Consider the following 26,993-nt stretch of genomic DNA (forward strand, 5'->3'; position numbering starts at 1 on the left):
TCACAGCTTCCGCCTGAAAAGGGCAAGGCCGCCCAACTTCAAAGAGTCGCGAGCGGCCTTTCCCAATCTTTGCAAGCTTTGGCGGAGCTTTACTCCGCCTGCTTTTATCAGGCTTCGGTCGCCTCATCGAGCGCCGGCTCGAACGGAGCTTCCGCAGAAGCGCCGAGGTCGCGGCCCGATCCGCTCTGCTGACGGGCAATACCGTCGATGGCAGCGCGGGCGATCAGGTCGCAGTAGAGAGCGATGGCGCGCGAAGCGTCGTCGTTGCCAGGGATCGGATAGTCGATCAGGTCTGGATCGCAGTTCGAGTTTATGATGGCGACGACCGGGATGCCGAGGCGCTTGGCTTCGTCGATCGCGATCTTTTCCTTGTTGGTGTCGATGATGAACATCAGGTCCGGCGTGCCGCCCATATCCTTGATACCACCGAGGGCCTTATCGAGCTTTTCGCGCTCGCGCTCGAGGGTCAGGCGCTCCTTCTTGGAGTAGCCAGACTGCTCGGACGACAGGATTTCGTCGAGCTTGCGCAGGCGCTGGATCGAGTTGGAGATCGTCTTCCAGTTCGTCATCATGCCGCCGAGCCAACGCGAGTTGACGTAGTACTGGGCAGAACGCTTGGCCGAGTCAGCGATCAGCTCGGAAGCCTGACGCTTGGTGCCGACGAAGAGAACGCGGCCGCCACGAGCAACGGTGTCGGACACGACCTGCAGGGCGCGCGACAGCATCGGAACGGTCTGGGCCAGGTCGATGATGTGGATGTTGTTACGATCGCCGAAAATGTACGGCTTCATCTTCGGGTTCCAGCGGTGAGTCTGGTGACCGAAGTGGACGCCGGCTTCCAGAAGCTGGCGCATAGAAAAATCAGGCAATGCCATGCCTTGTTACTCCTTTTCCGGTTGAACCTCCGCAAGGCGAACAGCATCCTCTTCGAAGATGCCACCGGGCGGAAAAGCCGGATTTCTCCCGGACGATCCCATGCCTTACGTGTGGAATGCGCGTGGCCTTACATTCGATTTCCTGCAAAAGCAAGGCTTGCGCCAAAAAATCTGACGAGAACGGACGAATGAGCCGCGCCTGCAATATATTCGCGTTGCCGGCTCAGCTTGCCAGCATGTTCAGCAGCGACAGCATCACGCCGGCGTCCGGGATCGGCAGCACGGCATCGATCTCGGCCGGCAACTGGCCGGCAATCGGCCCTTTGGTATCACCGGTCGCCGTGCCGAGCGGCCCGCGAAAGCCGTGTTTGGTCCAGGCGAGCTCCTGCAGGCGGGCGCTGGTCAGCGCCTCGATCAGGCGTTCGGCCGTTTCGTCGACGACGATCAGCGGATGGGCCGAATAGACCGTCGGGCACGGATAGAGGACGACGGGCTTGGCGCCCGGCCCCGACTGGATGCGGCTCCATCGGTCGGCATCGGCGAGCGCCCATTCGACGAGTTGATTCTCATAACCGACAATCATCGGTTCGCCGCCGAGGCCACCCGCCAGATACTGCTCAAACAACTTGCCTGACGATGGCGACTTGAAACCCATATTGCGGAAGATCGACTGCACCTTGCCGCCGTATTGGGCGAGATCGTCTGATGTCGCGACATTGCCGCTGAAGAGGCTGAGCGCGAGGCCCGAGAACATGAAGCCCGAATTCGACCGGTTCGGATCGGTGGAGACGATGCGCGCCCGGCCGTAGAGCGCATTGACGCCAAGTTTCGACCAATCCGTCCCGGCAAGGATGGCATCAAGCAGCGCCTTCAGGTCGAGCTGGTGATGGCCGTTGATTACCGTCACGAGGCCCGATTTGATCAGCCCGTCCACGACCGGCTGCCACGTGTAGACGACGACAGGCGTGTTCAGCATGACCCTGTCATCGCGGATCTTCACGCCGCTCTGACGGGCGATATCCACCATGATGGAGGAGGACGGCCAAAGAAATTGCGGGTTTTGCGAAAGCAAGGCCCGCTCGCGCACCATTTCGACCGAGCCGGCGACGCGACTGTCGATCGAAAGGCCGTAGCCCTTGATAGCGTCAACGACATCGGGATCGGCAAGGAAAGCCTCCTTTTCGCCACCGATGAAGCCGAACAGCTTTGTGCGCGTACCCAGCAGGCCCTGCAGTTCCGGCCTGTCGCGGACGGCGAAATAGCCGCCCGTGCCGGCAATACCGGTGGCGAGCAGTCCAACTCCAAAGGCGCGGCGGGAAAGGGCCATCAGCGTCCGAAATCCTCTTTGAGCGATGCCTGGATGAGGCGCAGGTCGGTATCGAGCGTGCCAAGCTCAGCATCGACAAGGCTGTCGGCATAATGAACGAAGGCATCCTCGAGCTTCACCAGCACGGCGTGGACATCCTCCAACTGCTTGACGTCAGGCGCGCGTTTCGCCTCGATTACCGCAAAGCCCTCGGCAACTTCGGCCGCACGCGGCAGATAGTAGCTGAGGAAACGGCGTACGGAATTGGCACTTTCCGGCCTCGCCTCCACCTTGCGGAAGACATCGGCGGCGATTTCCGCCAGGTGGCGTACGCGCGCCGCCGTCTGCTTGTCGGTGATATCGTCCGCGGCCGTCTCCAGCCTTTGTGCGGCGGGCACAGCCCCTTCCAGCAATTCTCTCGCGAAGGCAACGCGACCGCGGCCGATCACCTTGATATCGAGACCTTCGAAAAGCCTGCGTGGCGCCAGCAGGAAAACGAGGCCGGCAAAAACTAGGAGGCCGATGACAGCGGCAATCCAGAACGGCATGCCGGCAGCAAAAGTCAGAATGGGGACGAGAATGGCCGTCACCACTCCCGCCACGATCCAGTTGCCATCATTGCCGAGCCAGTTACCCATGCCGGTCCTAGTTATAACCGCGTGCGGTGCGGAACGCTGCCGCAAGGTCCGAGCGTCCGTCGAAGACGCGTGCCGCCGTCGCTGCCGCCAGACTGTCCAGCTGGGTCTTGTCCGCATCGCCGAAGGTAATGCCGAAGATCGGCACGCGTGGTTCCATCGCGTTCCAATCGCTCATGAAGGCCGCACTCTGGTCATCGGATCTGCCGTCGGTCATGATGATGATCGCCGGCAGATAATTGGACAGGTCCGCGGTTTTCGCCATCTGCTGGAGCGCCCTTTCGGCGCAGGCATACATATTGGTGCCGCCGCCGGCATGCTGACCAGAAACTGCGTTGAGAAGCCCCTGCTGCTCCATCGTGTCACCCGAAGCCGAGAAGATATCGCGGACATTGGCATCGAAGGGAATGACGAAGATACGGTCGGCCGGCGACCACTGCACCAGCACCTTGCTGGCCTCCTCGGGCGTGAACAGGAAACGCATCGCCTGCTGCAGACTGTTCTCGCCGTCCCCCTGCATCGAGCCGGAGAAATCGAGGCAGAGCGCCGTCAGTGACGGTTTGCGCAGTGCCGCCTGATAGAGAGTAAGCGCCTGGCGGATCACTGTCGGTTCCGGCATACGGATCGCGGTCACCAGTTTGGCCGGATCGAAATTCCAGCTCGGCTGCGGCTCAGCGGCGACGCTGCCGAGCGGCAGGCGGCGACCGGTTTCGGCGATCTTCTTCTGAACATCGGGCGAGCGCAGATAGGCGAGCAGGTCCTTGAAGAAGGTCTGAACCTGGGGACCGCGGCCATGATCGACGAAACCGAGCGGCAAATCCGCCATCGCTACGCCATCGGCAGGATAGATGGCGTAAAGCGGCTCCTTGCCCATACCCGTGAGCTTGTCGTTGGTTTCCTTGATGACCGCCTCATAATTCCACATGGCATCGTAGATCGTGCCCTTGCTAGCGGAATCCGTATAGAGGTCGGCGAGCCAGCCCGAAGAGCCGGAGGAGCGCGCAACACCGGCAAGCAGGCTTCGAACGGTGTCCTGAACCGTCTTGTCATCGAGATCACCGGGCTCGATCACAGGCTTGTTACCGAGCGCACTGGAGAGCATGGCGAGATAGGCGCTGGCACCGGAATTCGATTGTGTCGCCGATGTCATCAGGAACTTCAGCGAGCCGCTGTTCACCGCTGCCAAGATATCCTTCATGAAGACATCCTTGCCGACCCAGCCGAGCTGCTCGGCCTTCGACTTGCGCACGCCGACAATGACGGGCGTCTGCGCCACCGACGTCAGGTCCTTGATCCTGCGTTTGGTATCGAACATGTCGACCCAGACGCTGGAAGCGGGCCAGACAGCGTCCTGCTCGACACCCTGATCGCTTTGCAGCGCGAGGCCGATATCGAGCGTGCCCTCATATTTGAAGGAGCAAGTCGCGTGCTTCTCCTTGCAGAATTCCTCGACGATCGGCTGCAGCACGGTGTTTTCCGAGCCTGAAACGATCGAGAAATTCGGACCGCTGCTGAAAGCATCGCAGCCTGCCAACGCCGCGAGACCAGATAGCGCCAGTGCGCAGAGGAATGATCGGATCATGGTTTTGCCGGTCACGCCTGGGTCATCGCCTTCTTGAGGTCGATCGTCAGTTGTTCCATCTGCTGCTCGGCTTGAGCCCGCTTCTTGCGGCCCTCTTCCTGCACGCGCAGCATGCCGGTGACGGTGTCGATCAGATCCTGATTGGCCTTGGCAAGCGTCTCCATATCGACGATGCCGCGCTGCGACTGCTGCTCAATGGCAATCGCCTGATCCTTCATCATTTCCGAGGCCTGGCGGATCATGTCATTGGTGGCGTCGGTCACCGTCTTCTGCAGGTCGAGGGCCGATTTCTGCTGTGTGAGCCCGAGGAGGATGACCATCTTCTGCTTCCAGGCAGGCACCGTCAGCGCCGAAGTTGCCTGCAGATTCTCGATCAGTGTTTCGTCGCCGGCCTGGACGATACGGATCTGCGGAAGCTGCTGAATGCCGAGCTGGCGGGCCTGTTGCAGATAGAAGATGCGCTTTTCCAAGCGGTCGAGCGCCTGGAGGCTGTCCTGATAGGTCTGGGCTTCCAGCATGCCGCCACCGGGGCCGGAGACTGCGGCGTCGGCTGCGCTCTTCAACTTCGGCAGCTCGACCGAGCGGAAGTGCTCGGCGAAGTTCTTGCCTGCTTGCACATAGGCATCGAGCTTTACGATCGACTGTTTCGTCTCTTCATGCAGGTCGTCGAGCAGGGCGATGTCGCGACGCAGCGTATCCTTGTGGCGGTCGAGCTCCAGGCCGATGCGGTCGATCTGGCCTGCAACATCCTCGAACTCCTCCTTGAAGCGCTCGAGGCGCGCCTTGGCGGAGAGGAACATGCGGCTCAGGAAGCCCTTATCCTTGAGGGACGCGGGATCGAGGCTCTTGGATTTCAGGATGATGTCGGTCAAAAGCTTGCCGACATCGCCGAGATCCTTGTTGCGCACCTCGCGCAGGATCCTGTCGGCATAGTCACTGACGGCCTGCTGTGCGCGGTCGCCGTAAACGGAAATTCCGGCGCGGTCTGTAATACTGATGGTGTCGGTAATGCGGGCGACTTCCGCAGGATCGGCGGCAACGGCCGACAGGGAAGCATTCTGAACCGTTGCGAGATCGGTGTCGGCCATTGGGGTCGTCTTTCTCGGCTTGTGGTGCAATTGGTCTTACGAATTGCAAACCCATTTTTGCGGCAAATGGGTCATCCACTTTCGAGGCTGGGAAACTCGGCATCCACGCAATACCCGCCCCGCACAACTCATTTGCGAGGTCGCAGTTTAGCGGCACTAGAAATAAGCTTTTATGACAGCCGCTTAAGCTTGCGGCGAATGCCGCCTTACTGGCAGACCGGCGCGGCCTTCTTGTCGAGAAGCTCGAGCTTGGCAAGCTTGCCGGTCAGGACGAAATCGCCGTAATCCATCGTCAGATCCCGCGTGATGCCGTTCTCATAGAGCTTGAACGACATGCGGTAGACCGGCAGGGTGTCGGATTTGGCATTCTCGTTGAAATAGGAGATCGTCACGGGCCAGAAGGCGGCCTTGGCGAACTCGCCGGCATTGCCTGCATCAGCCTCATTCGTGACCGGAGTCTCCTGCTTACCCACGATCGTCGTTGTCACCAGGGATTTGTCGCCATCGTCGGAGCCGTCGAAGACGCGAGCCTCGAAGAAGCGCTTGCCATCCTTGGCGTTCTGAATGACGTCGAGCATGTGCTCGGTCGGAAAGCGGCTTTCCTCGAGTTGCAGCTCACGGCTTGCCGGCTGCGTGAGGTCGACCTTCACGCCTTCCGGCTTATCTTGAGCCGCGCCGTTGACTTCCTTGTCGAGCTGATCGTCGGTGAAAGACTTGGTATCGAAGGTGAACTTGCCATCCTTCAGGCTCTCGAACGTCTTGGTCTGCTGGTCGCTGACGCGCACGTTGTCGCCGGTGTCGATCTGGGTGACGAAGCGGAAATTCGTGGTAAAGCCTTCGCAGTAATTGCCGTCGAACTCATAGACCATGCGGCCATACATGGAGGAGATGCCGGAGCGCTCCGAAGCGTCCTTCAGTTCCAGGTCGTAGATGGCGCGGTGAGCGACGAGCCCGGTTGCGATCGCAGCGCTCGTCGCCGGCGCGGCCGCCCAGGCATTGGCGGAAACGCTTGCGAGAAGAAGAGCGGCAAGTGACGATCGGAACATTCATTAACTCCTGTTGGACTCGTCCGCGATGTTATAAGAACGCTTTCGGCCAAATCGAGGCTCGAAACTGTCACATTAAAGATTCTAGTCTTGATGCATTCTTTTTGAAGAATTGACAACAAAAGCGGAGACGAAAATGTCCGATGTAATCGCAACGCGCCTGTCGGAAATGGGGATAACCCTGCCCGAGGCAGCAGCACCCGCCGCCAATTATGTCCCCTATGTCATCAGCGGCAACCTTCTCTATATTTCCGGCCAGCTGCCGCTCGAAGGCGGTAAGGTTGCCGTCTCCGGCCACCTCGGCAAGACTGTCGATGTTGCCACTGGCCAGCGTGCCGCAGAGCTTTGCGCCATCAACATTCTTGCTCAGGCAAAGGCAGCGCTCGGCGGCAATCTCGGCCGCATCCGCCGCGTCATCAAGCTCAACGGCTTCGTCGCGTCGGCGCCTGATTTTGTCGAGCAGCACCTCGTTATCAACGGCGCCTCGAACTTGATCGCCGGCGTGCTCGGCGAAGCCGGCAAACATGCCCGCGCTGCCGTCGGCATGGCAGCCTTGCCGCTCAATGCAGCAGTCGAAATCGATGCTATCATGGAAATCGCATAATGACGAATGCCGCCTGGATCAAAGAGCTGCCGGTTGCGCACCGCGGCTACCACGACCTCAACAATGTCGTCTGGGAAAACACGCTCTCGGCTTTTTCACGGGCCGTCGAAGCGGGCTTCGCCATCGAATGCGACCTGCATTACGCCTCGGATGCCGTGCCGGTCATCTTCCATGATGAAGATCTGGAACGCCTCTGCAACCTCAAGGGCGACGTGCGGGAACGGACCTCCCAGGAGCTCGGGCTGATCGCCGTCGGCGGCACGAAGGACAAAGTGCCAACGCTGAAGCAGCTTCTCGCACTCGTGCAGGGCAAGGTGCCGCTGGTGCTGGAACTCAAGGGCCGCGAAGCCGACGACGAGGGCTTTGCCGAAGCCGTTCTCGACGTACTCGAGGGCTATGAGGGCAAGGTTGCGCTGATGAGCTTCGACCATTGGCTGCTGAAGGATCTCAAGGAGCTCAATGCGCCCTACCCGATCGGGCTGACGGCCAACGGCAATACGCCGGAGGAACATGCAGAGCATGATAAGGCGATGGCGATCGGCCTCGATTTCATTTCCTACTACTATGCCGACCTGCCGAACCCGTTCATCACCGACCAGCGCGACAAGGACGTTCCGGTCATCACCTGGACGGTGCGTGATGAACAGGCTCGCAAGCAGACTTTCGAGAACGCCGATCAAATGACTTTCGAAGGCTTCGATCCGCGCGCGGCAGTTTGACGCTCGCTTTTTCGACAAGATCGTGCGCAGACTGGGAGGGAGCCAGCTCCCTCCCCCAACGGCTTCGCATTTGCTTCATGACAGACGAATCGTCAGACGAACTTTCCATCCGCATCGAGCGATCATTCACCGCAATTTCCCCCGACCGCTGGTCCAGGCTTTCGGGAGCATCGAAGACGTGCGACAGCGTCGCCTATAATCCCTTCGTCTCGCATGCCTTTCTCTCGTCGCTGGAAGAATCCGGCTCTGCCACTGCGCAGACCGGCTGGCTCGGCCATCACATGCTTCTGGAGACGGACAAGGGTGAACTGGTCGGCGCCTTGCCCGGCTATCTCAAGAACCACAGTCAGGGCGAATATGTCTTCGATCATGGCTGGGCCGACGCTTTTGAACGGGCCGGCGGCAGTTATTATCCGAAGCTGCAGTGCTCTATCCCCTTCACGCCCGCGACCGGCCCGCGCCTGCTCGTGGCCCAAGGATTTGCAAGACTGCCAATTCAGAATGCCATGGCGGAAAGCCTCAAGGAAGTCGTCCGCCGCCTCGATATTTCCTCGGCCCATGTCACCTTCGTGCCCGAGGACGAGATGCCGGTCTTCGAGACCGACGGCTACCTGCACCGCACGGACAAGCAGTTCCATTTCATCAATGAAGGCTATGCCAACCACGACGCGTTCCTGGAAACGCTTGCCTCTCGCAAGCGCAAGGCACTGCGCAAGGAGCGTCGGACGGCGGTTGAGAACGGCATCACCATCGACTGGCTGACCGGCAAGGACCTGACCGAAAAAATCTGGGACCAGTTCTTCGCCTTCTACATGGATACCGGCGGCCGCAAATGGGGCCGGCCTTATCTGACGCGCAAATTCTATTCGCTGATCGGCGAGCGTATGGCCGACGACATCCTGCTCGTCATGGCAAAGCGTGACGGTCGCTATGTGGCAGGCGCGATCAATTTCATCGGCGGTGATACGCTCTACGGGCGGCACTGGGGCTGCATCGAAGATCACCCCTTCCTGCATTTCGAGGTCTGCTATCATCAGGCCATCGATTTTGCGCTGGAAAAGGGCCTCAAGAAGGTAGAGGCCGGCGCCCAGGGCGAACATAAGCTTGCCCGCGGCTACCTGCCGGTGACGACGCATTCCGCCCACTATATCGCTCACGCGGGATTGCGGCGCGCCGTTGCCGACTATCTCAAGCGCGAGCGGGAGGATGTCGAATATATGAATGAGATGCTTGCCGAACACACTCCCTTCCGCAAAGGCGAACGGTTGCAGGAGGATTGACGCGCTTGGCTCCGGCGCGCTACGCGATCAAGGGAAACACGAGGAGATTTCGCCATGACCAGCGCTGCCTATGACGACAACAATATCTTCGCCAAGATCCTGCGCGGCGAGATCCCGTCGCATCGCGTCTACGAGGACGACAAGACCGTTGTCTTCATGGATGTGATGCCGCAAGCGCCGGGCCATGTTCTGGTCCTGCCGAAGGCACCTTCCCGCAATATCTTCGATGCCGACCCCGCCTCCCTTTCCCATACGATCACCGTCGTCCAGAAAGTCGCCAATGCCGTCAAGGAAGCCTTCGACGCAGATGGTGTGTTCATCGCCCAGTTCAACGAGCCGGCAGCAGGTCAGACCGTTTTCCACCTGCATTTCCATGTCATCCCGCGGCATGAGGGCGTGGCACTCAAGCCGCATTCCGGCAAGATGGAGGATGGCGTGGTGCTCGCTGCCAACGCGGAGAAGATCAAAGCGGAACTCGCATAACGGAAACGCCGCCTTATTTTTCGGAATACTAAATTACTTCATCGATTTAGGAGGAAATCATGATTCGCCACACCGTCGCATTCCGCCTGAAGCACGCTGCAGGCTCTGCCGAAGAAAAGGCTTTTCTCGATGAGGCGCTGACGCTCAAGCAGATCCCAAGCGTCAGAAATTTCGAGCAACTTCGCCAGACGAGCCCGAAGAACGATTTCACCTTCGGCTTCGCGATGGAGTTCGACGACCAGGCCGGTTACGACGCCTATAATGTCCACCCGCTGCATGTCGCCTTCGTGCGCGACCGTTGGATACCCGAGGTCGCAGACTTCCTCGAGATCGACTACGCGAAGCTCTGACATCCTGAAGCGTGTCGCTGCTACGCTTTAGGTCTTTTCTTGCCCATATCGTTATCGCAAACCACTACACGCTTTCGCGCGACATGCTTCAAGGCAAACAAAAAGGCCGCTTCTCAGCGGCCTTTTTCATTGTCCGTCGTAAGCTTACTTCTTGCGTGGAACCTTGGGAACCGTCGAGCCCTTCTTGGGCGCGTCGCGGACTTCAGGCTCAGGCTGCGGCACGGTCTTGGCCTTCGCCTTCTTGACCGGCTTGGTCTTCAGCTCGCCATCATCCTCATCGACCGCTCCCGGATGAACCAGCTCGGCTTCCGGCTTCGGCTTGATAGGTGCCGTTTCCGGAACGGCTTCCAGAATGAGGCCTGGCTTGCCATCTTCCTTCGGGCCGACGGTGACGTTGACGACGCCGCCCTTCTTCAGCTTGCCGAAGAGGATTTCGTTCGCCAGCGGCTTCTTGATGGCATCCTGGATCACGCGGGCAAGCGGGCGGGCGCCCATCTTCTCGTCGTAACCCTTTTCGGACAGCCAGGCGATCGCATCCTCGTGCAGGTCGAAGGTGACGTTGCGTTCAGAGAGCTGAGCTTCCAGCTGCATGATGAACTTCTGCACGACCTTGTGGATGACGGCCGTCGGCAGCGCCGCGAACGGAATGATCGCGTCGAGACGGTTGCGGAATTCCGGCGTGAACAGGCGGGTCAGAGCCTCTTCGTCTTCGCCGGTGCGCTTGGACGAACCGAAGCCGATGGCGGCCTTGGCCATTTCCGAAGCGCCCGCATTGGTCGTCATGATCAGGATGACGTTACGGAAGTCGATCTTCTTGCCGTTATGGTCAGTCAGCGTACCGTGGTCCATGACCTGCAGCAGGATATTATAGATATCCGGATGCGCCTTTTCGATTTCGTCGAGCAGGACCACGCAATGCGGATGCTGGTCGACGCCATCGGTCAAGAGGCCGCCCTGGTCGAAGCCGACATAGCCGGGAGGTGCGCCGAGCAGACGGGAAACCGTATGCCGCTCCATGTATTCCGACATATCGAAGCGCAAAATCTCGACACCCAGTGAGGCAGCAAGCTGCTTGGCGACTTCCGTCTTGCCGACGCCGGTGGGACCGGAGAAGACATAGGCACCGATCGGCTTGTTCGGCTCGCGCAAGCCGGCACGGGCCAGCTTGATCGAGGTGGACAGGGCTTCGATCGCCACATCCTGACCATAGACGACCGAGCGCAGTTCCTGCTCAAGGTTGGCAAGAACGGCTTCATCATCCTTCGAGACGGTCTTCGCCGGGATGCGGGCCATCGTCGCAATCGTCGCTTCGATCTCCTTTTCGGTGATCAACTTGCGGCGCCTGGACGGCGGCAGCAGCATCTGGGCGGCACCGGTCTCGTCGATGACGTCGATCGCCTTATCCGGCAGCTTGCGGTCCGAAATGTAACGGGCCGAGAGCTCGACGGCGGTCTTGATCGCCTCGTTCGAGTAACGCAGGTGGTGGTATTCTTCGAAATAGGGCTTCAGACCCTTCATGATCTCGATCGCATCGTCGATCGACGGTTCATTGACGTCGATCTTCTGGAAGCGGCGGACCAGAGCCCGATCCTTTTCGAAGAACTGGCGGTATTCCTTGTAGGTGGTCGAACCGATGCAGCGGATCGCACCCGAAGACAGAGCCGGCTTCAGGAGGTTCGATGCATCCATGGCCCCGCCCGACGTTGCACCCGCACCGATGACGGTGTGGATTTCGTCGATGAAGAGCACGGCGCCCGGATATTCTTCCAGTTCCTTGACGACCTGCTTCAGGCGCTCTTCGAAGTCGCCGCGATAGCGGGTGCCGGCAAGCAGCGTGCCCATATCGAGCGAGAAGATCGTGGCATCGGCCAGAGCTTCCGGCACCTTGCCTTCGACGATGCGCTTGGCAAGGCCTTCGGCAATCGCCGTTTTACCGACGCCGGGGTCACCGACATAGAGCGGGTTGTTCTTGGAGCGGCGGCACAGGATCTGGATGGTCCGGTTCACCTCGGCGTGACGGCCGATCAAGGGGTCGATCTTGCCGCCCTTGGCCTTCTCGTTGAGGTTTACGCAGTAAGCCTTCAGTGCATCCTGCTGCTTCTTCGGCCCGCTTTCTTCCTCGTTGCCGCCGCGTGCGGTCGGCTTGGATTCGGACTCGTCCTCAGCGCCGCGCGGCGGACGGCTTTCGGATACGCCGGGGCGCTTGCCGATGCCGTGGGAGATATAGTTGACGGCGTCGTAGCGGGTCATTTCCTGCTCCTGCAGGAAATAGGCAGCATGACTTTCGCGCTCGGCGAAGATCGCGACGAGCACGTTGGCGCCGGTCACTTCCTCGCGGCCGGAAGACTGGACATGGATCACCGCGCGCTGAATGACGCGCTGGAAGCCGGATGTCGGCTTGGAGTCCTCGTCATAACCGGTGACCAGGTTGGAGAGTTCGTTATCGACATATTCCAGGAGCGTTTTACGGAGCGCGTCGAGGTCGACATTGCAGGCACCCATGACCGCAGCCGCATCGGCATCGTCGATCAGGGCGAGCAGCAGATGCTCGAGCGTCGCATATTCATGGTGCCGCTCGTTGGCAAAGGTCAGTGCCTGATGGAGCGCCTTCTCAAGACTAGGCGAAAATGTTGGCACGTTCAGTTCCTCACTTCTTTTCCATGACGCATTGCAGCGGATGCTGGTGCTGCCGGGCAAAGTCCATCACCTGGCTCACCTTGGTTTCCGCTACCTCGTATGTGAATATTCCGCATTCGCCGACGCCGTGGTTATGGACATGCAGCATGATGCGGGTGGCACTTTCCCGATCCTTCTGAAAAAAACGCTCCAGGATATGGATGACGAATTCCATTGGGGTGTAGTCGTCATTCAAAAGCAGTACGCGATAGAGATTAGGCTTCTTGGTCTTCGGCTTGGTGCGCGTGATGACCGAGGTTCGATTTCCGTTATCCCCGTTCCTTTCGCTGTCGTTTTGCATCCGGATCGGTCTGGCGATCATTGTCATTCATTCCTCAATCAATCCGGCAGGCAGCATGGGAGGGGTGCTTTCCCGACGAATATCTGAAACCCTAAGGTAGTTCATAATAGAGCGATTTTAAGCCCCTTGTTTCCGACTGCAATCACAATTCCGCAGGACTTGACGCAAAGGCCAAAAAAGTCTGCGTAAAAACCAGGGCGCGCTTCGGGAAACAAAAAAGACCGGCCGCAAATGCGGTGCCGGTCTTTGATTTTCAATAGGCGGCGCGCAACACGCCACAAGATTTATGCGGCGGCGGGGGCTACCGGAGTGGCTTTCGAGACCTTGGCGGCAACGGCGGCCATCGGTGCTTCGTAGGGCTTATAAGCATTTTTGGCGAGGTCGGCATACATTTCGCCGAGCTTGGTCGCTTCGGAAACGAAAGCCTCATAGGAAGACTTCGCATAATTGGTCTGCAATTCGAAGGCCGCCTCGAAGCTCTTTAGGCCCGACAGCGTCTCGAAATGGGTGACGGCATCCTGGAAGGACTTCTTGGAATATTCGGCCGCCTCGGAGGCAATCGCCTGGAAACCCTTGGCAGTATCGGAATAGCTCTTGAGCATCGAATCTACGGCTTCCTTGCTCTTCCGGTTTGTATCGTCGAAATTGAACATGACCATCCTCCAATTGGCAGTTGCAAGCAGAGGGTAGCTGCAACGCACAAAGAGTCAAGTAGTCTTGTGCATCGCAAAACACCCAATGGTTGCACCCGCTGTCAGCGCTAAAGACCGGATTTTTGGGCACGTTCGTCTTTTATTGATTTTGCTAAAATATATCAGGCGACTGCAACCGCAGGGTTAGCAGAAATTTTAGTGAACCAGCGTATTTGGCGATCGGCGCAAACAAAAAAAGCCATGCATCGGCTGGCGATGCATGGCTTTCAATCGATGTGACGGCGATCAGAGATCGACGTCGAGAATTGCCATCGAGAAATTGTAGGAACGGTCGCCGTCCTCGTCATCGATGTAGATGACACCCAGAAATTCTTCGCCAATGTAGACTTCCGCGGAGTCGTTCTTGCGCGGACGCGCCTTCACCACGATCTGCGGGTTCAGCGTGCGTTTGAAATAGGCGTCGAGCTTCTTGATTTCTTCAGGCTTCACTCTTTTGATCTCCGTAAGCGATCTCGGTTGGCCGCTTCTTGCACAGGTAAAGCTGCGCTGTAAAGGTCGCGAGCTCGAGTTAGCAGTGACTGTCTTCACCGGGATCTAGGCGTTTTTCCGCATTTTTCAAATGAAGGCTCAGATATCGGCGCCGATAACCTGATCCATTACGCGGGCAGGCTCGGAACAGCCCGCTTCACCGACGACCTTGGCGGGCACGCCCGCCACCGTGGTCTTTGGCGGCACCGCCTTCAGGACGACGGAGCCGGCAGCGACGCGCGAGCAGAAGCCGATCTCGATATTGCCGAGGATCTTGGCGCCTGCGCCGATCATTACGCCCGTGCCGATCTTCGGGTGACGATCGGCCCCTTCCTTGCCGGTGCCGCCGAGCGTCACACCATGCAGGATGGAGACGTTGTCGCCGATGACAGCCGTTTCGCCGACGACGAGGCCGGTCGCGTGGTCGAGGAAGATGCCCTTGCCGATGCGAGCTGCCGGATTGATGTCCGTCTGAAAGACGCTGGAGGAGCGGCTCTGCAAGTAAAGCGCGAAGTCGCGCCGGCCGCGGTTGAGCAGCCAATGCGCCAGCCGGTGAGTCTGCAGCGCGTGGAAGCCCTTGAAGTACAGAACGGCTTCCATGAAGCGCAGGCAAGCGGGGTCACGATCATAGACTGCCTGGATATCCACGCGCAGGATCGAGCTCCATTCCGGCCAGTCCTCGAGCATTTCCTCAAAGGTCTGGCGCAGCAAGTTTGCCTGCATGTCGGGATGGTCGAGGCGCTCGCAGATACGGTGAATGACGCATTCTTCGAGCGAGCGATGGTTGATGACCGTCGAATAGAGGAAGGCCGCCAGCACCGGATCGCTTTCCGCAGCGAGGCGCGCTTCTTCTCGCAGGCTGTCCCAGATTGGGTCCATCACCTTTAGAGGATGGGCTCCCTCCAGCGTGCGGATATCCGTCTTAGCGACCATTTCCGGCCTCCTCATTTCCCGTTGGAATGCGATTATATAGAGGAAAACGCCGATAACATAAATGGGTGCCCGCGGCACACCGGTTAAGCGTGTTTTTCTTTGAAATCACGTTTATGTCACCTGCCGGCGACATCAGCCGGCGGCGACCTTTGCGTAGAATTCCAGGACAGCCTTCTTGAACACCCGGTCACCCACGGCGAGCATGTGGTCGCGGCCGGGAATATCGAGTGCTTCGGCGTCAGGCATCAGCGCCGCAAGCTCCTGGGGAGAACCGGCAATATCGTCTTTCGTTCCAACCCCGATCAGGGTGGGCGCATCGATCTTGCCCATGTCGGCGCGGGCAACCAGATCGCGCGAACCCTTGATACAGGCGGCAAGCGCCTCACGGTCACTCTTCGTCTGCTCGGCAAAGGCGCGGAACATCTGGCCGCGCTGATGGGTGACGTCGGCAAGCGACGGTGCAAGCAGCGCATCGGCGATCGGGTCCCAATCGCCCACCCCATCCGTCATCCCGATACCGAGGCCGCCGAGCACCAGCGAGCGGACGCGGTGTGGATGGGCAAGCGCCGCAAAGACGGAGATGCGGGCGCCCATGGAGTAGCCCATCAGATTGGCCTCGGGAATCCCGAGATGATCAAGCAGCGCGATCGCGTCACCAGCCATGAACCACGGCCTGTAAGCTTCGGCATCGCGCGGCTTGTCGCTGGCGCCATGCCCCCTGTTGTCGATGGCAATGACACGGTAGCCGGCATCACCCAGGGTCTTCAGCCAGCCCGGATGAACCCAGTTGACGTTCGCCGACGAGGCAAAGCCATGGATCAGCAGCACCGGCGGGCCGGAGGGATCACCCTCGTCGAAGAAAGCGAGTTTCAGTCCGTCATGGGTGAAGCTTGAAAATGCAGGCGTATTCAGGTTCATCGGGCCGTCCTTATTTGGCGCGACCATAGTCGAGCCGCCTTTGAGCGTGAAGCCAAAAACTCGCATTGGAGCCATGCTTTGGCACTACACTTTTCCTTCGAAGGCCTATAAGGTCCGCGCAGAATATCAAAGCATTCGGAGACAGACATGGCCGGCCACAGCATTCCCCACTTCCAGAACGACGGCGGTCACCGCGTTATCGAAGTCGGCGTCAAGGAATTCATGTGCACCGGCGCATCCGCTCCCTTCGACCATCCGCATATCTTCATCGATATGGGCGACGACAACGAGAAGGTCTGCTCCTACTGCTCGACCCTCTATCGCTACAATGCTTCGCTGAAGTCCAACCAGACCAACCCGCCCGGCTGCGTCTTCCACGTCAAGGCGGCGTAATTTCTCTCCTCTTTAGATCGGATATCCCATGCCGGTCGAACATGCCGCCATTATCGGCGCCGGAATTGCCGGCCTGACGGCTGCTCTGGCACTCGCAAGACGTGGTATCAGTTCCGATATTTTCGAACAGGCGCCCGAGCTTGCCGAGGTGGGTGCCGGCCTGCAGATCTCTCCCAATGCATCGCGCGTGCTTGCCGAACTCGGTGTGCTCGACGGGCTGACCAGCCTCTGGCTCGAGCCGCAATCCATCCGGCTGATCTCGGGCAGTTCGCTGCGCGAGCTTGCAGCCGTCCCGGCCGGGAGTTTCGCCAGGAACCGCTGGGGAGCACCTTACGGCGTCATGCATCGCAAGACGCTTCAGAAGGCCCTGTTGGATGCGGTCAGCGCCAATCCGCTCTGCCAACTCGGTCTCGGAACACGTTTCGAATCGGACTTGCCACCGGGCCGGCGCCCGGCCGATGTCATCATCGGCGCCGATGGCGTCTGGTCCAGGCTGAGGCAGGCAATACCAGGCGCCCCTGCCCCGCAATTCTCCGGAAATGTCGCCTTTCGTTTCACGATCGCAGAGGCAGAGGCGCCGGGCTTTCTGGACCGCACCAGCGTCTCGGCCCTGCTCGGCTCATCGGCGCATATGGTCTGCTATCCGCTGAAGGAAACCGGCGGCTTCAACATGGTGGCGATTACCGCCGGCAATATTGCGCCGCAGGCCTGGCAAGGCGAGCCGACACAGGCTCAGCAAGAGCTTCTGCAGTCACGCTTCCGTCGCTGGCATCCTGTTATTGCCGGTTTGCTCGGGCGGCGCAGCGACATCACCTTCTGGCCGCTTTTCGAGGCAACGCCGGGCAAATGGCAGGACGGTGACAAGATCGTGCTGATCGGCGATGCGGCACATGCCATGATGCCCTTTGCGGCACAGGGCGCAGCGATGGCGATCGAGGATGCATTCGAGCTCGCAGCCTTCCTCGCCACCCGCCCGGTTTCCGAAGCCATCTCGCTCTTCGAACGGCATCGCATGCCGCGGATCGCCAAGCTCCGCCAGCGCGGCGCCTTCAACCGTTTTGCCTATCATGCAAGCGGACCGATCCGTCTCGGCCGGGATATCGTGCTGTCGCTGAAACCGCCGCAAAGCCTCGCGGCGGATCTCGACTGGATTTACGGCTATCGCCCAGTTGGCTGATCAGACGGCGTTTGCCGCAGCAAAGCCCCGCTCGATATCAGCCTTGAGATCAACGACATCTTCCAGACCGATCTGCAGGCGAATGACCGGACCTTCGGCCGGGGCCCTGGCGATCTCTCGGTCCGAAAGATTGACCAGTATGGCAAGGCTTTCGTAGCCGCCCCAGGAATAGCCCAGTCCGAAATAAGAGAGCGCATCGAGGAAGGCATGTGCCTTCGGCTTGACCTTTTGCGGATCGTCAACCTTCAGCACGAAGGAGAAGATGCCGCTGGCACCCTTGAAGTCGCGCTTCCATATATGGTGCGACGGGAAGCTCGGCAGGGCCGGATGCAGGACGCGGGCAACCTCTTCGCGGTTTTCGAGCCACGTGGCGATTGCCAGCGCGCTCTCGTAGTGGCGCTCCAGCCGGATCCCCATGGTGCGCAGGCCACGCAGGATCTGATAGGAATCATCCGGCGCGCCACAAAGGCCGAGTGTGCCATGCGTTTCGATCAGCCGCGGCCAGTGCTCGGCATTGGCGGAGATGGTTCCCATCAGAATGTCGGAATGGCCCGACGGATATTTGGTCGAGGCATGGATGGATACGTCGACGCCAAAGTCCAGCGGGCGGAAATAGAGAGGTGTGGCCCAGGTGTTGTCCATCAGCACGACGGCGCCGTGTTTGTGCGCCACAGCCGCGATGGCCGGGATATCCTGCATCTCGAAAGTATTGGAGCCTGGGGCTTCGGTCAGCACGACCGTGGTGTTCGGCTTGAAGAGAGTCTCGATGGCCGCGCCGATCGCCGGATCGAAATAGTCGACCTCGACACCCATTCGCTTCAGGATCGTGTTACAGAAATGGCGCGTCGGACCGTAGACGGAATCGACGACCAGCACGTGATCGCCCGACGCGACATAGGCCAGGATGGCGACTGTGACGGCAGCGAGACCGGAGGGCACCAGCACAGTGCCGGCCGAGCCTTCGAGCGCATTGATCGCCTCGGCAAGGGCGTCGGTCGTCGGCGTGCCGCGGGTGCCGTATGTGTATTTCTTGTTGCGCGTCTCCATGGACTTGGCGTCGGGAAAGAGCACCGTGGACGCGCGCACCACCGGCGGATTGACGAAACCGTGATAATCCGCGGGGTCGTAGCCGATATGGGAAAGACGGGTATTGATGCCGGCGCCCGGCAGGAGACGGTCTAGATCTTTCATGTGAGAAATGGCCTTCTGGCGAGGGTATGCAAAGGCCGAACTCTTGAACCCCGTCGCCATCAGGGTCAACCCCTACAACTTGACGTGATGGCCTCGCCCCGCCAAGCCACCGGCCTTTACTTCGCGATTTCAGCGCTATTTTTTTCCTCAAGCTAGAGCCCAATTTCTAGCCAAGTGCCTAGAGACGCAGCGCAATCCACCAAAATGCTGAATTTTGCCGCAATTATTGGCCGCGACACTTGACCATAGTGACATTTGCGACTGTGATAGACCCACTCGCGCCGGGAGGGTTGCGGGAAATGGGGAGGCATACGGGCTAGTTCAATCCGGCCACTCCCCGAAAAGATAAAGATAAGACAACGGAAAAAGGTTGGGAAAAATGAAGTACAAGCTCCTGTCCGCAGCAGCCGGCGCAGCAGTTTTCGCTCTTGGCGCTTCGGCCGCTTCGGCCACTACTCTCGGAGACGTAAAGGCAAAAGGTTTTGTCCAGTGCGGCGTCAACACCGGTCTTGCCGGCTTTGCTGCACCTGATGCGTCCGGCAACTGGTCGGGCTTCGACGTCGACTTCTGCCGCGCGGTTTCCGCTGCGGTCTTCGGCGATCCGACCAAGGTGAAGTTCACGCCGCTTAGCGCCGCGAACCGCTTCCCGGCCCTGCAGTCCGGCGAAGTCGACGTTCTGGCCCGCAACACGACCTGGACGATCAACCGTGATACGGCTCTCGGCCTGAACTTCCGCTTCGTCAACTACTATGACGGCCAGGGCTTCATGGTTCGCAAGAGCCTGAACGTGAAGTCGGCTCTGGAACTCTCCGGCGCATCCGTCTGCGTGCAGTCAGGCACCACGACCGAGCTCAATCTCGCCGACTACTTCAAGGCCAACAACCTCCAGTACAATCCGGTCGTCTTCGAGAAACTGGATGAGGTCAACGCCGCTTATGACTCCGGCCGTTGCGACGTCTACACGACTGACCAATCGGGCCTCTACTCGCTGCGTCTGACGCTGAAGAACCCGGACGAGCACATGATCCTGCCGGAAATCATTTCCAAGGAGCCTCTCGCCCCGGCCGTTCGCCAGGGTGACGACCAGTGGTTCGATGTCGTCAGCTGGGTCGGCTACGCGATGATCAACGCCGAAGAATTCGGTATCACGCAGGCCAATGTCGACGACATGAAGAATTCGCCGAACCCGGATATCAAGCGCTTCCTCGGCGTTGAAGCCGACACGAAGATCGGTACCGATCTCGGCCTGACCAATGACTGGGCCTACAACATCATCAAGACCGTCGGCAATTATGGCGAAGTCTTCGAAAAGAACATCGGCCAGGGGAGCCCGCTGAAGATCTCGCGCGGCCTCAACGCTCTCTGGAACAAGGGCGGCATTCAGTACGCTCCGCCGGTTCGTTAATCGGCACTACGCATGAAAAGCCGGAAAGGCGGATAACCGCCTTTCCCTCCTCCTATAAAAAAGCTCCGAAAAGGAGCGCATAACGTGGGGAATTGGCCAGGCATGACGCATCAGGTTGCGGATTCAACATCTTTGCCCAGGAGCGGCTGGAGCTTCCAGTCTGCCCTCTATGACCCGACAGTTCGGGGCATCTTCTTCCAAGTCCTTACCATTGTCTTGCTGGTCGCGCTGATCTGGTCGATTGCTCACAATACGGCAGTCAATTTGGCGCGCGCCAACATTGCATCGGGTTTCGGCTTTCTGAACGGACGCGCCGGCTTCGAAGTCGGCCAGTCGCTGATCCCGTATTCGAGTGATTCGACCTATGGCCGTGCGCTGCTCGTCGGCCTTCTGAATACTATCCTGATCGCCGTTACCGGCATCATCACTGCAACGATTATCGGCTTCGTTGTCGGTATCGGCCGTCTGTCGCGGAACTGGCTGATTGCCAAGCTCTGCACGGTCTATGTGGAAGTCTTCCGCAACATCCCGCCGCTGCTGGTGATCTTCTTCTGGTATTCGGGCGTCCTGGCGATTCTGCCCAATGCCCGTGACTCGCTGCATCTGCCTCTCGGATCATATCTGAACAATCGCGGCCTCGCCTTCCCCAAGCCGATCTTCGGCGACGGTTTCTGGCTGGTCGGCGTTGCCTTCGCTGTCGCGATCATCGCCACTATTATCACCGCACGGTGGGCGCATCGTCGGCAGGCAGCGACAGGTCAGCCGTTCCACACGATCTGGGTTTCGATCGGCCTCATCGTCGGCCTGCCGCTCATTGCCTTCCTGCTCGCAGGCACACCGCTGTCTTTTGATTTCCCGGTCGCCGGCAAGTTCAATCTGACCGGCGGTTCCGTGGTCGGCCCGGAATTCATGTCGCTTTTCCTGGCGCTTTCCTTCTACACGGCGGCCTTCATCGCCGAGATCGTGCGCTCAGGTATCCGCGGCGTGCCCAAAGGACAGACGGAGGCAGCAGCTGCACTCGGCCTGCATCCTTCGGCAATCACCCGGCTGGTCGTCATTCCGCAGGCGTTCCGCATCATCATTCCGCCTCTGAGCAGTCAGTATCTGAACCTCACCAAGAACTCGTCGCTGGCAATCGCCATCGGTTTTGCCGATCTCGTCGCCGTCGGCAGCACGACTCTGAACCAGACGGGCCAGTCCGTCGAGGTGATCCTGATCTGGGCGGTCATCTACCTCAGCCTCAGCATCGTGACCTCTCTGCTCATGAACTGGTTCAATGCCAAGATGGCGTTGGTGGAGAGATAAGATGAGCGACAGTTTCGTCAGAACCACTATACTCGCACCGGAGCCGCCTCCGGCTGGAGAAAAGGGCGCGGCAGCCTGGATACGCCGCAACCTGCTTGCGACACCCAAGGATATCATCCTCACTCTTCTGGCAGCGGCCTTCCTCGCCTGGGCTCTGCCGCATGCCATTAACTGGCTGTTCGTACAGGCGGTCTGGACAGGTCCGGACCGCACCTTCTGCGCCACGACAGTCCAGGGCGGCATTCAGCCGGATGGCTGGAGCGGTGCCTGCTGGGCCTTCGTCAATGCCAAGTTCGACCAATTCATCTACGGACGCTATCCACTCGACGAGCGCTGGCGGCCGACACTGGTCGGCATTCTCTTCGTACTCCTGCTCGTGCCGATGCTCATCCCATCTGTGCCACGCAAGGGGCTGAATGCGATCCTGCTCTTCGTCGTGCTGCCGATCGTCTCCTTCGTCCTGCTTTATGGTGGCTTCGGCCTCGAAATCGTCGACACGCCGCTCTGGGGCGGGCTGATGGTGACGCTGGTGCTCTCTTTCGTCGGCATCGTCGTCTCCTTCCCGGTCGGTATTCTCCTGGCGCTCGGCAGACGCTCGCATATGCCTGTCATCCGGATGGTGAGCATCATTTTCATCGAGGTCGTGCGTGGCGTGCCGCTGATCACGGTTCTCTTCATGGCAAGCGTCGTGTTGCCGCTTTTCCTGCCCGCTGGCTGGACGGTGGACAAACTGCTGCGAGCGATCGTGGGTGTATCGATCTTTGCCTCCGCCTATATGGCTGAGGTCATTCGCGGCGGCCTGCAGGCCATTCCGAAGGGCCAGTTCGAGGGTGCGGATTCGCTTGGCCTCGGCTACTGGCAGAAGATGCGGCTGATCATCATGCCGCAAGCGATCAAGCTCGTGATCCCCGGCATCGTCAACACCTTCATCGGCATGTTCAAGGATACGTCGCTGGTATCGATCATCAGCATGTTCGACTTGCTCGGCATCGTTCGCCTCAACTTCACCGATGCCAATTGGGCAACCGCTGTGACGCCGCTGTCCGGGCTGATTTTCGCCGGCTTCACCTTCTGGCTTTTCTGCTTCGGCATGTCGCGCTATTCAGCATTCATGGAACGCCATCTCGACACCGGCCACAAACGATAAGAATAGGAACCCGCAATGGCAGAGCCTCTCACCAAGAAATTGACCGTGTCGGCGACCGATGTGGCCGTCGAGATCATCAACATGAACAAGTGGTACGGTGACTTCCACGTTCTTCGCGACATCAACCTCAAGGTCATGCGCGGCGAGCGCATCGTCATCGCCGGCCCCTCGGGTTCAGGCAAGTCGACGATGATCCGCTGCATCAACCGTCTGGAAGAGCACCAGAAGGGCCGGATCGTCGTTGACGGCACGGAACTGACCAACGACCTGAAGAAGATCGACGAAGTGCGCCGCGAAGTCGGCATGGTGTTCCAGCACTTCAACCTCTTCCCGCATCTGACGATTCTGGAAAACTGCACGCTGGCGCCGATCTGGGTGCGCAAAATGCCGAAAAAGCAGGCCGAGGAAGTGGCGATGCACTTCCTGAAGCGCGTGAAGATCCCCGAACAGGCCAACAAATATCCGGGCCAGTTGTCGGGCGGCCAGCAGCAGCGCGTGGCGATTGCCCGCTCGCTTTGCATGAACCCGAAGATCATGCTGTTCGACGAGCCGACCTCGGCGCTCGATCCGGAAATGATCAAGGAAGTATTGGATACGATGGTCGGCCTTGCCGAAGAAGGCATGACCATGCTGTGCGTCACCCACGAAATGGGCTTTGCCCGCCAGGTCGCGAACCGCGTGATCTTCATGGACCAGGGCCAGATCGTCGAGCAGAATTCGCCGGCCGAATTCTTTGACAATCCGCAGCATGAGCGCACCAAGCTGTTCCTCAGCCAAATCCTGCACTAAATCAGACAGATATAACATTCAAAACCCGCCGGCTGATTACCGGCGGGTTTTTCATGCGTTCTAGCGGGAAGCCGCAGAGCGCAGCAGGCCGCACAGCCCTGCGAGGCCAGAATCATAGCCGCTGGAAACGGATATATCGCGGCAGCGAACAAGCATCTTCCTCTGGTCATTGACGGACATTTCCCGGAAGCGCTGGAGCACCACTGTCGGCGTGAGGCTGCCGGACCCTACCCCGTACCGTCGCCGGAACTCGCGCCTCCACCCTGTGCTAGCGACTCCGACACCAAGGCCGAGATTCAAGCCATTCGGCCCGAAAAGCGCAGGGCCTGTTCCATCACCACCGCCGATGCTGGCATTGACGTTTATGCCGCTGCCCGAATTGCCGAGGGCGACGCTCATTGGATTAGCCCGTGCGAATTAAACGCGGTCAGGTTCCAAATGTTTCAGGGAAGCTGCCGAGAGAAAATCATGGTTAAAATACCCTAAAATTTACTAAATTCGTGCGTTTCAACTTGGGACAAATACCACCTTTGGATGAGGCGACTGGCCTCTCGGGCCAGTCGCAAATGCCCAGTGCGATCGTCCTCACGTCAGTTGCGGCCGTCGTTCGGCCGTGACTTTCGTGCCTCGGAACTGCTAGAAGAGGCCGTCTTGCCATCGGGCTGCTGGCCGAAATAGGTTCCGCCGAGATGTCCCCCGGCACTGGTGTTCTCAACCTGCCGCTCTGTTTTCTTGCGGATGTCGTCTGCATTGGTCTTGCTCATTCTGATCTCCATTGTTTGAAAAATGGACATCTGGACAACCGATGCAGGCCGATAGGGTTCCATAAAAGATGGGCGCGGCAGCTTGGCGCAGGCGACTGTCGGAACCAAAATGACGGCGAAGACTTTCCTGCCTTGGTTATGACAAAGCCGACGTTATATCCTTCCAGCGATATTCACAGGAGACGAAAATGAAAAAGATACTCGCGACCACAATCGCCGCAGCCTCGTTGCTCCAGGCCTTTGCCATGAGCGCCAGCGCGGCGGACCTGGTACGGACGGAGCCGCCGGTGGCTCCCGATGTAAGCGGGGGCGTGAAGATCGGTTACCTCGATTGCGAGATCGGCGGCGGCGTCGGCTATGTGCTCGGTTCTTCCAAGCAGATCGATTGCGTCTTCCAGCCGACGAGCCGTGGCGAATCGCCTGAACATTACAGCGGTGCTTTGCGCAAGTTCGGCGTGGATCTCGGTTTCACCACGCGTGGTCGTCTGCTTTGGGCCGTCTTCGCACCGACAGCCGGTTACCACCGCGGCTCGCTGGCCGGCCTCTACCAGGGTGCGACCGCTGAAGCCACGCTTGTCGGCGGCCTCGGCACCAACGTCCTCTTTGGCGGCACTTCCGGTTCGATCCATCTTCAGACGATCAGCGTCACGGGCCAGCTTGGCCTCAATGTTGCCGCGACAGGCACGTCCATGACGCTGTCGCCCGAGGGTTAAGGCAGCAAGAGCCAATAAAACAAAGGCCGGCGGCGCATCGTCATATCCGATGCGCCGCCGGCTTGTTGTTGTTACCGATTCTAATGCTGCACTTGGCCACGAACAGAGTTCATAGTCATGTCGCGATATCTAGAAAATTCTGTGCCCGACCCGAGAGATAGGTGACGTTTCGTACCGGAGACATGGGTAACACTTTTCGCTTTTTGCGGGAGGTGTTGATGCCGTGGAGAGAGACTTCGGTGATGGAGGAACGTCTTCGATTTGTCGCCCGGCTGCTTGAGGGCGAAGGCATGAGCGATGTGTGCCGGGAGTTCGGCATCTCGCGCAAGACCGGCTACAAGATCTTCAACCGCTACAAGGACGACGGCCTGGAGGCGCTGACGGATCGATCCCGACGGCCGGTGCGTTACGCCAACCAGTTGCCCGATCCGGTGGAGGCAATGATTGTTCACCTCAAAAAGGAGAAGCCTCACTGGGGTGCCAGAAAGATCAGGGAGTTGCTCGTTAAACGGCTCGCTGGCGATGTGCGCATTCCAGCAAAGAGCACGGTGCATGCTGTGCTCGATCGACACGGCCTTGTGAGCCAGGCCCGCAAGAGGAACCGGGCTAACAAGGCCGTTGGCACGCAGCTTTCGGAAGCCCTTGAGCCCAATGATCTGTGGTGCGCCGACTTCAAAGGCGAATTCAAGCTTGGTAACGGCCGCTACTGTTACCCCTTGACGATCACAGACCAGGCCTCACGCTATCTTCTTTGCTGCGAAGCCTTCGAATCGACGCGCGAACAGGGCGTCTTTGAAGCGTTCCGCAGGATCTTTACCGAACACGGCCTGCCTGCAGCCATTCGTTCCGACAATGGCCTTCCTTTCGCAAGCCCGAATGGCCTCTATAATCTATCGAAGCTGTCCGTTTGGTGGCTGCGATTGGGGATCGGCCTCGAACGCATTAGGCCTGGCCATCCGCAACAGAACGGACGCCATGAGCGCATGCATCTGACGCTGAAGAAGGAGGCGACGAGGCCACCTGGCAGGAACACTCTGCAGCAGCAGGCCCGCTTTGATGCATTCGTCAGCGAATTCAATGAGGAGCGGCCGCACGAGGCGTTGGACATGAAGGTGCCGGCAGATCTCTTTGTCGCATCGTCACGCCCCTATCGGGGCCTGCCGGAGATCGACTATCCCTTCCACGACAGGGAGGCGCTCGTCACCAATTGCGGCCGCCTCTGCATCTATCGCAAGAAGATCAACATCTCCACCGTACCGGCCGGACAAAAGCTTGGAATCAAGGAAGTTGATGACGGCATTTGGCTCGTCAGCTTCATGCACTATGATCTGGGATATATCGACCTGGAACAGAGGACTTTGCAAACCATCGACAACCCGTTCGGCACGAGGTTGTCACCCATGTGTTAGGTACGTTCTGTTACCTATGTCTTCGGTATGGACAGATAAAAAGTGGCGACCCCTGCAGGACTCGAACCTGCGACCTGCTGCTTAGAAGGCAGCTGCTCTATCCAGTTGAGCTAAGGGGCCGTCTCGCATGTCGCGATCCCGCGACATATCTGTCTTGAACCGCGTACGGATCAATGCGTCCAGGGCTGGGTGCGGGTATAGCGGAAATTATCCGGATAAGCGACGACCTGACGGATGGGATCCTTCGGAGCAATCACGCGGTATTCGATGCCGCTGCGCTTGGCATAGGCTTCTGCGAGTTCCTGCGTTTCGAAGGTGAGCTTTACCTGCTGGCGCATGTCGCCTGACGAGGTATAGCCCATGATCGGATCGATCTTGCGCGGCTGCTCCTGATCAAATTCCAGCACCCAGAGATGGGTCTTGGCCTTGCCGGACTGCATTGCGGTCTTGGCCGGACGATAGATCTTAGCAGACATGCTGCAGTGCCTCCGATATGCGGGCGGCGCCCGCCTTTCATAAATCAACCCTGATCAGGCTTCGCTTGCATATCCCAATATGGCAGCAAGAAGTGAATTTTGATTATCCGCGAATCCTCGCCTTTTCAAGGGAAAAGCGCCGTTATCACAGCATGCAGGTGAGTGAAACCGATTGCCGCATCGTGCGTTTCTTATACGGAGCGCCTTAGGCGCAGCCCTCTTCGCAGCCGGGTGTGGATAAGCGGGC

General features: G+C 59.2%; 28 protein-coding genes and 1 tRNA gene. 13 read left to right on the forward strand and 16 right to left on the reverse strand.

Translation table 11 applies throughout. The annotated features are described in order from the left end of the window. Positions 1-107 precede the first annotated feature (107 nt). The 6 genes from rpsB to ACR9ZQ_RS16630 form a co-directional block, all read right to left on the reverse strand. The gene (rpsB, locus tag ACR9ZQ_RS16605) at positions 108-875 is read right to left on the reverse strand and encodes a 30S ribosomal protein S2 (RefSeq protein ID WP_481428328.1); all 768 of its coding nucleotides are present in this window, start codon (positions 873-875) and stop codon (positions 108-110) included. A 223-nt stretch (positions 876-1,098) separates the two neighbouring features. Next, positions 1,099-2,202 carry a type 2 periplasmic-binding domain-containing protein gene (locus ACR9ZQ_RS16610; RefSeq protein ID WP_481428329.1) on the reverse strand — a complete coding sequence of 368 codons (1,104 nt, stop codon included), beginning with the start codon at positions 2,200-2,202 and terminating at the stop codon, positions 1,099-1,101. Further along, positions 2,202-2,819, reverse strand: coding sequence for a 5-bromo-4-chloroindolyl phosphate hydrolysis family protein (locus ACR9ZQ_RS16615; protein WP_310389489.1), 618 nt, complete (start codon positions 2,817-2,819; stop codon positions 2,202-2,204). Before ACR9ZQ_RS16615 ends, ACR9ZQ_RS16610 begins: the two co-directional genes overlap by 1 nt. Positions 2,820-2,826: 7 nt before the next feature. Continuing rightward, positions 2,827-4,398: a VWA domain-containing protein gene (locus tag ACR9ZQ_RS16620; protein ID WP_481428330.1), complete on the reverse strand. Its 1,572-nt coding sequence runs from the start codon at positions 4,396-4,398 to the stop codon at positions 2,827-2,829. Positions 4,399-4,409: 11 nt separating this feature from the next. Beyond that, on the reverse strand, positions 4,410-5,486 hold the full coding sequence (locus ACR9ZQ_RS16625) for a toxic anion resistance protein (protein WP_481428331.1): 1,077 nt from the start codon (positions 5,484-5,486) through the stop codon (positions 4,410-4,412). A gap of 206 nt (positions 5,487-5,692) precedes the next feature. Further along, positions 5,693-6,532 carry a cell envelope integrity EipB family protein gene (locus ACR9ZQ_RS16630; RefSeq protein ID WP_310389484.1) on the reverse strand — a complete coding sequence of 280 codons (840 nt, stop codon included), beginning with the start codon at positions 6,530-6,532 and terminating at the stop codon, positions 5,693-5,695. Positions 6,533-6,668: 136 nt separating this feature from the next. On the opposite strand from ACR9ZQ_RS16630, the gene ACR9ZQ_RS16635 reads away from it, so the two are divergent. From ACR9ZQ_RS16635 to ACR9ZQ_RS16655, 5 genes are all read left to right on the forward strand, one after another. After that, positions 6,669-7,136 (forward strand): RidA family protein, encoded by a 468-nt coding sequence (locus ACR9ZQ_RS16635; RefSeq protein WP_310389482.1) that lies wholly within the window; start codon positions 6,669-6,671, stop codon positions 7,134-7,136. Continuing rightward, entirely contained in the window at positions 7,136-7,855 is a 720-nt protein-coding gene (locus ACR9ZQ_RS16640; protein WP_310389480.1) for a glycerophosphodiester phosphodiesterase, read from the forward strand. Before ACR9ZQ_RS16635 ends, ACR9ZQ_RS16640 begins: the two co-directional genes overlap by 1 nt. Positions 7,856-7,932: 77 nt before the next feature. Continuing rightward, entirely contained in the window at positions 7,933-9,135 is a 1,203-nt protein-coding gene (locus ACR9ZQ_RS16645; RefSeq protein WP_310389478.1) for a GNAT family N-acetyltransferase, read from the forward strand. A 54-nt stretch (positions 9,136-9,189) separates the two neighbouring features. Beyond that, a complete protein-coding gene (locus ACR9ZQ_RS16650; protein WP_310389476.1) occupies positions 9,190-9,618 on the forward strand; it encodes an HIT family protein in 429 nt (142 codons plus the stop codon). 59 nt (positions 9,619-9,677) lie between these two features. After that, the gene (locus tag ACR9ZQ_RS16655) at positions 9,678-9,968 is read left to right on the forward strand and encodes a Dabb family protein (RefSeq protein WP_310389474.1); all 291 of its coding nucleotides are present in this window, start codon (positions 9,678-9,680) and stop codon (positions 9,966-9,968) included. Between the two features lie 144 nt (positions 9,969-10,112). Here ACR9ZQ_RS16655 and clpA read toward each other — a convergent pair whose 3' ends face one another. The 6 genes from clpA to ACR9ZQ_RS16685 form a co-directional block, all read right to left on the reverse strand. Further along, on the reverse strand, positions 10,113-12,605 hold the full coding sequence (clpA, locus tag ACR9ZQ_RS16660; protein ID WP_310389472.1) for an ATP-dependent Clp protease ATP-binding subunit ClpA: 2,493 nt from the start codon (positions 12,603-12,605) through the stop codon (positions 10,113-10,115). A 10-nt stretch (positions 12,606-12,615) separates the two neighbouring features. Next, a complete protein-coding gene (clpS, locus tag ACR9ZQ_RS16665) occupies positions 12,616-12,966 on the reverse strand; it encodes an ATP-dependent Clp protease adapter ClpS (protein ID WP_037072724.1) in 351 nt (116 codons plus the stop codon). Between the two features lie 263 nt (positions 12,967-13,229). Next, a complete protein-coding gene (locus ACR9ZQ_RS16670; RefSeq protein WP_310389468.1) occupies positions 13,230-13,598 on the reverse strand; it encodes a phasin family protein in 369 nt (122 codons plus the stop codon). Between the two features lie 285 nt (positions 13,599-13,883). After that, on the reverse strand, positions 13,884-14,087 hold the full coding sequence (locus ACR9ZQ_RS16675; protein WP_007827403.1) for a DUF3126 family protein: 204 nt from the start codon (positions 14,085-14,087) through the stop codon (positions 13,884-13,886). A 138-nt stretch (positions 14,088-14,225) separates the two neighbouring features. After that, positions 14,226-15,059, reverse strand: a complete 834-nt coding sequence (gene cysE, locus ACR9ZQ_RS16680; protein ID WP_007827405.1) for a serine O-acetyltransferase — start codon at positions 15,057-15,059, stop codon at positions 14,226-14,228. 132 nt (positions 15,060-15,191) lie between these two features. Next, positions 15,192-15,977: an alpha/beta fold hydrolase gene (locus ACR9ZQ_RS16685; protein ID WP_310389465.1), complete on the reverse strand. Its 786-nt coding sequence runs from the start codon at positions 15,975-15,977 to the stop codon at positions 15,192-15,194. A gap of 147 nt (positions 15,978-16,124) precedes the next feature. Here ACR9ZQ_RS16685 and ACR9ZQ_RS16690 point away from each other — a divergent pair, with 147 nt between their 5' ends. Both ACR9ZQ_RS16690 and ACR9ZQ_RS16695 read left to right on the forward strand, forming a co-directional pair. Next, entirely contained in the window at positions 16,125-16,370 is a 246-nt protein-coding gene (locus ACR9ZQ_RS16690) for a zinc-finger domain-containing protein (protein ID WP_007827409.1), read from the forward strand. Between the two features lie 28 nt (positions 16,371-16,398). Next, entirely contained in the window at positions 16,399-17,547 is a 1,149-nt protein-coding gene (locus ACR9ZQ_RS16695) for an FAD-dependent monooxygenase (protein WP_310389462.1), read from the forward strand. Here the strand turns inward: ACR9ZQ_RS16695 and ACR9ZQ_RS16700 are convergent, their stop codons facing one another. Then, on the reverse strand, positions 17,548-18,738 hold the full coding sequence (locus ACR9ZQ_RS16700) for a cystathionine beta-lyase (RefSeq protein WP_481428332.1): 1,191 nt from the start codon (positions 18,736-18,738) through the stop codon (positions 17,548-17,550). A 379-nt stretch (positions 18,739-19,117) separates the two neighbouring features. On the opposite strand from ACR9ZQ_RS16700, the gene ACR9ZQ_RS16705 reads away from it, so the two are divergent. The 4 genes from ACR9ZQ_RS16705 (at position 19,118) to ACR9ZQ_RS16720 (ending at position 23,384) form a co-directional block, all read left to right on the forward strand. Further along, positions 19,118-20,143 (forward strand): amino acid ABC transporter substrate-binding protein, encoded by a 1,026-nt coding sequence (locus ACR9ZQ_RS16705; protein WP_113322785.1) that lies wholly within the window; start codon positions 19,118-19,120, stop codon positions 20,141-20,143. 102 nt (positions 20,144-20,245) lie between these two features. Beyond that, on the forward strand, positions 20,246-21,448 hold the full coding sequence (locus tag ACR9ZQ_RS16710; RefSeq protein ID WP_310389457.1) for an amino acid ABC transporter permease: 1,203 nt from the start codon (positions 20,246-20,248) through the stop codon (positions 21,446-21,448). Between the two features lies 1 nt (position 21,449). Next, the gene (locus ACR9ZQ_RS16715; RefSeq protein ID WP_481428333.1) at positions 21,450-22,595 is read left to right on the forward strand and encodes an amino acid ABC transporter permease; all 1,146 of its coding nucleotides are present in this window, start codon (positions 21,450-21,452) and stop codon (positions 22,593-22,595) included. A 15-nt stretch (positions 22,596-22,610) separates the two neighbouring features. Then, positions 22,611-23,384, forward strand: coding sequence for an amino acid ABC transporter ATP-binding protein (locus ACR9ZQ_RS16720; RefSeq protein ID WP_007827421.1), 774 nt, complete (start codon positions 22,611-22,613; stop codon positions 23,382-23,384). A gap of 590 nt (positions 23,385-23,974) precedes the next feature. Here the strand turns inward: ACR9ZQ_RS16720 and ACR9ZQ_RS16725 are convergent. Next, entirely contained in the window at positions 23,975-24,148 is a 174-nt protein-coding gene (locus tag ACR9ZQ_RS16725) for a hypothetical protein (RefSeq protein ID WP_310389453.1), read from the reverse strand. 188 nt (positions 24,149-24,336) lie between these two features. Here ACR9ZQ_RS16725 and ACR9ZQ_RS16730 point away from each other — a divergent pair, with 188 nt between their 5' ends. Together ACR9ZQ_RS16730 and ACR9ZQ_RS16735 are read left to right on the forward strand one after the other, a co-directional pair. Next, positions 24,337-24,861: a DUF992 domain-containing protein gene (locus ACR9ZQ_RS16730; protein ID WP_007827426.1), complete on the forward strand. Its 525-nt coding sequence runs from the start codon at positions 24,337-24,339 to the stop codon at positions 24,859-24,861. A 218-nt stretch (positions 24,862-25,079) separates the two neighbouring features. Continuing rightward, entirely contained in the window at positions 25,080-26,270 is a 1,191-nt protein-coding gene (locus ACR9ZQ_RS16735) for an IS481 family transposase (RefSeq protein WP_481428263.1), read from the forward strand. Between the two features lie 43 nt (positions 26,271-26,313). Here ACR9ZQ_RS16735 and ACR9ZQ_RS16740 read toward each other — a convergent pair. Next, positions 26,314-26,390 (reverse strand) — tRNA-Arg (locus tag ACR9ZQ_RS16740). Positions 26,391-26,440: 50 nt separating this feature from the next. Next, positions 26,441-26,746 carry an ETC complex I subunit gene (locus tag ACR9ZQ_RS16745; protein ID WP_310383286.1) on the reverse strand — a complete coding sequence of 102 codons (306 nt, stop codon included), beginning with the start codon at positions 26,744-26,746 and terminating at the stop codon, positions 26,441-26,443. Between the last annotated feature and the right edge of the window lie 247 nt (positions 26,747-26,993).

It is taken from the genome of Rhizobium sp. KNZ14-9A, assembly GCF_056755015.1.